The organism is Pseudomonas sp. XP2, assembly GCF_053557975.1.
In genome coordinates, this window is record NZ_JBNRIK010000007.1 from 111,487 (window position 1) to 115,876 (window position 4,390).

The window sequence follows — 4,390 nt, forward strand, 5'->3', positions numbered from 1 at the left end:
CAATGAAGGATCAGCGGCCTAGGCGCATCGGCCAACCCACCACTTTCTTCACCCGCGGCGTGGCATAGGTGCGCACCTTGGAGGTGCTCAAGCCCATGCGCACCAGCGATTCGGCAATGGTCACCGCTGCGCTCACCCCATCCACCACCGGCACGCCGGTGCGCTGGCGGATCTGCTCGTCCAGCCCGGCCATGCCGCCGCAACCCAGGCAAATCACTTCGGCCTTGTCGTCATGCACGGCGCGTTCGGCCTGCTCGACAATCGCCTCCACAGCCCGCTGCGGGTCGGCTTCCAGCTCCAGCACCGCCAGCCCGCTGGCCCGCACCGAGGCACAGCGGTCATAAAGGCCAGACAGCTTCAGACGGTCTTCGATCAGTGGCACGGTACGGTCCAGGGTGGTTACCACGGAGTAAGCATGCCCCAGGTACATCGCGGTGCTGGCGGCCGCATCGGTAATGTCCACCACCGGCACGTTCAGCAGTTCCTGCAGGCCTTCGCGGCCGTGTTCGCCGTAACCGGCCTGGATCACGGCCTCGTAAGGACCTTCGTAGGCGAGCACCCGGTCCATCACCGCAATGGCAGCCAGGTAGCTTTCGAAGTTGCCTTCCACCGACTCGGCGCCGAACCAAGGGGTAAGCCCCACGATTTCGGTACCGGGTGCGGCTACTGCACGGGCCTGCTGGGCAATGGCTTCGGTGATGGCTTCGGTGGTGTTGACGTTGGCGATCAGAATACGCATGGGCAGTCCTCCCTGATCAATGGCTGCTGTGGTCGACGGCGATGCGCTCGCCGCTGACGTCGTGGTAGTGGCGGTTGCGTGGTGCGATCAGCAGGTACAGGACGGCGGCGATGCCGGCACCGATCAGCCAGGAGAACGGGGCCACGCTGTGGAAATGGGGTACCAGGGCCAGCACGATGGCCAGCAACGCAGCAGGCACGAAGGCGGCCACGGCGCGCAGGTTGATGCCCTTGCTGTAGTGGTAGGCGCCGGTCGGGTGCTCGGTGTACAGCTCCGGCACGTTGATGCAGCCTTTGCGCAGCAACCAGTAGTCGGACATGATCACCCCGTACAGCGGGCCGAGCAGGGCGCCCAGGCCGGACAGGAAGTACACGATCACCAGCGGACTGTTGTAGAGGTTCCACGGCAGGATCAGCACCGCCAGCGTGGCGCTGATTAGCCCCGCGCGGCGGAAGTTCAGGTGGCGTGGCGCCAGGTTGCTGAGCACGAAGGCCGGGGCGACGAAGTTGGCCATGATGTTCACCGCCACGGTGACAATCAGGAAGGCTACGCAGCCCAGTACCAGGAACAGCGTGCTGGGGATGGCGGCGACGATCTGGGTCGGGCTGTCGATGATCTGGCCGTTGATCTGGAACTGCGCGCCGCACAGCACCACGGTGATCACGGCAAACACCAGTATGTTCACCGGCAGGCCCCAGAAGTTGCCGACGCGGATGGTCTTGCGGCACGGCGAGGAGCGGGCGAAATCACAGAAGTTCAGTACCAGGGTGCCGTAGATCGCCAGCCACAATGCGCCGCCAGCGAAGATGTTGCGCCACATATCAACGCCGGTCAGTGGCTCGGCGACCGACCAGGCGATGCGCGCGTCGGCCTTGACGTACATGAACACCGCCAGGGCGGCAACGGTCAGCAGGATCACCGGGCCGGCGAAGGCCTCGTAGCGGCGCACCATCTCCATGCCATAGGCCAGGATCACCAGCTGCACCAGCCAGATCGACACGAAGCACGCCCAGCCCAGGCTCGACAGGCCGAGGATGCTGTCGTGGTCGTAGGCCGCCACTTGCGGCCACACGGCTGTAAGCAGCACACGCAGCACCACCGAGGCCAGGTAGGTCTGGATGCCGAACCAGGCAATGGCAATGACTGCGCGGATCAGCGCCGGTATCTGTGCGCCGTGAATGCCGAAGGCAATGCGGCTGATGACCGGGAACGGCACCCCGGTTTTCTGCCCCATATAGCCAGACAGGTTCATGAAGAAGTACACCAGCGCTGCGCCAATGGCCAGCGACAGCAAAATCTGCCAGCCACCCAGGCCGAGGGCGAACAAGCCCATGGCGAAGGAGTAGTTGGCAATATTGTGCACATCGTTTGTCCACAACGCGAAGATGCTGTAGCCACCCCAGCGCCGCCCTTCGGTGCGTGTTGGGGCAAGGTCGCGGTTGTGCAGGCGCGGGCTCAGCGCCAGTTGCGGCACCTCGCCAACAAGGTTGGAAGCGGGGTGGGTGCTGGCGACGGATAGTTCAGGGGCAAGGTCGAGGCTGCTACTCATTCCGGCGGGCTCCTGATGCACTTTGACTGCGATGAGCGGGCATGCGCACGGGCTCGCCACCTCGTCGGTGCAGCTTGGCATCACAGGGTTCTGGGCGCGACGGCCGGCTTTGGACCGGCGTGGCGGGTTCTTGTGTGTTTATGTTTTGTTTAAGTTGTATACAAAACACGAACACACAAAAGCGAGTTCCATGCCAGGGGAAAGCAAGTTGTAACAGATGGACATTTCGAACTTATCTTTTTGAAAGATAAGTTAATGAAATAAGTGAGGTATAAATTGACCGAATGAACAGGTTTAAATTTTCTGTCGACTATTTAGTTGATCGAATGGTCAAAATTAGTTGCGGGTAGTGTGTAACGCAATGGGGCGTTTCTGAAGAAAGTGCACACAAAAATGGCACTTATGGTGACATTTATGTGTACAAAAAATAGTCAGGTTTTTCTGCGCTGGCCTCTTCGCGGGTAAACCCGTTCCCACAGGGTTCATCACAAGCCCAAATCTGGTGCAGTACTTGTGGGAGCGGGTTTACCCGCGAAGAGGCCGGGACAGGCGAATTCATTCCATTGGCGGCAATCGCCGCTTCACCGGGCTTTTCTTGATGATGGCGGTGTTGGTCTCGGCCAGCACATTGATGCGGTCGAGCAGGGTGTCCAGTTGCTCCATCGAGCGCACATGCAACCGGGCAATGAAACAGTCCTCCCCGGTGACCTTGTCGCACTCGGTGAACTCGGGGATGGCGATGATTTGCCGTTCTACCTCCTGCAGCTGGCCCGGCAGTGGGCGGATGCGCACGATGGCCTGTAACTGGTAACCAAAGGCGCGCGGATCGACCTCCACGGTGTAACCGCGCAGCACACCACGCTCTTCCAGGCGGCGCAGGCGCTCGCTGACGCTGGGCGCGGACAGCCCGCTGACTTGCGCCAGGGCTTTGAGCGAGCGGCGCGAGTCTTCCATCAGTGCATTGATCAACAGTTGGTCGATGGCATCGGTCATGGTCACCTCGTCAGGTAATTCGCGTAATTTGCCTTGATAGTAAAGGCAAGGATGCAAATCTGCCTTGGTTATCCGCTGGAAGGCTGAGCTGTAACCTTTGCATACTGTTGCCATCAACAACGGGAGGTGTGAGATGGACAGTTCGTTGCGCCGTGGCTCGCTGGAAATGGTCGCCGCCATGCTGATTTCCGGCACCATCGGCTGGTTCGTGCTGGTGTCGGGGCAGCCGGTGCTCGAGGTGGTGTTCTGGCGCTGCGTGTTCGGTGCCGTGACCCTGCTGGTGATTTGCGCCGCTTTCGGCTTTTTGCGGGCCGGAGTCATCAGCCGCACGGCGTTCCTGTTGGCGATCGCCAGCGGCGTGGCCATTGTCGGCAACTGGCTGCTGCTGTTTGCCTCGTATTCCCGTGCGTCGATCGCCATCGGGACCGCGGTGTACAACGTGCAGCCGTTCATGCTGGTGGGGCTGGCAGCGCTGTTTCTGGGCGAAAAGATCACACTGGCCAAGCTTACATGGCTTAGCGTGGCGTTCCTCGGCATGTTGGCCATCGTCAGCGCCCATGGTGCGGGGCAGGGCGGCGGTGAGGAATACTTGCTGGGCATTGCCCTGGCACTGGGTGCGGCGTTTTTGTATGCCATTGCGGCGTTGATCATCAAGCGGCTGAAAGGCACGCCACCTCACCTGATCGCGTTGATTCAGGTAACGACGGGTGTACTGGTGCTGGCGCCGTGGGTCAAGCTCGGCGGATTGCCGGGTGAAGTGCCAGCGCTGGCCAGCCTGTTGACGCTGGGCATCGTCCACACCGGCCTCATGTATGTGCTGCTGTACAGTGCCATTCAGCGTTTGCCCACGGCGTTGACGGGGGCGCTGTCATTCATTTACCCGATTGCTGCGATTCTGGTGGACTGGGTGGCCTTCGGGCACCGCTTGGCGCCGCTGCAATGGCTGGGGGTAGGGCTGATTCTGCTGGCAGCGGCGGGGATGCAGCAGGGATGGTGGTTCCGGCCGGCGCGGCTTACAGTCAAGAATTGAAGTGACCTTGCCCGGCCTCTTCGCGGGTAAACCCGCTCCCACAGGATCACCTCAGCTCTGAATACTGTGGGGTCCCTGT

At 61.3% G+C, this 4,390-nt stretch carries 4 protein-coding genes; 1 reads left to right on the forward strand and 3 read right to left on the reverse strand.

What is annotated here, in order from left to right:
* Nucleotides 1–10: 10 nt before the first annotated feature.
* From ACK1VC_RS10610 to ACK1VC_RS10620, 3 genes are all read right to left on the reverse strand, one after another.
* The gene (locus ACK1VC_RS10610) at nucleotides 11–739 is read right to left on the reverse strand and encodes an aspartate/glutamate racemase family protein (RefSeq protein WP_191086842.1); all 729 of its coding nucleotides are present in this window, start codon (nucleotides 737–739) and stop codon (nucleotides 11–13) included.
* A 16-nt stretch (nucleotides 740–755) separates the two neighbouring features.
* On the reverse strand, nucleotides 756–2,288 hold the full coding sequence (locus ACK1VC_RS10615; protein ID WP_191086841.1) for an NCS1 family nucleobase:cation symporter-1: 1,533 nt from the start codon (nucleotides 2,286–2,288) through the stop codon (nucleotides 756–758).
* 555 nt (nucleotides 2,289–2,843) lie between these two features.
* Nucleotides 2,844–3,281 (reverse strand): Lrp/AsnC family transcriptional regulator, encoded by a 438-nt coding sequence (locus ACK1VC_RS10620; RefSeq protein ID WP_019473363.1) that lies wholly within the window; start codon nucleotides 3,279–3,281, stop codon nucleotides 2,844–2,846.
* Between the two features lie 133 nt (nucleotides 3,282–3,414).
* Between ACK1VC_RS10620 and ACK1VC_RS10625 the strand changes: the two genes are divergently transcribed.
* On the forward strand, nucleotides 3,415–4,311 hold the full coding sequence (locus ACK1VC_RS10625; protein WP_060519370.1) for a DMT family transporter: 897 nt from the start codon (nucleotides 3,415–3,417) through the stop codon (nucleotides 4,309–4,311).
* Nucleotides 4,312–4,390: the final 79 nt, after the last annotated feature.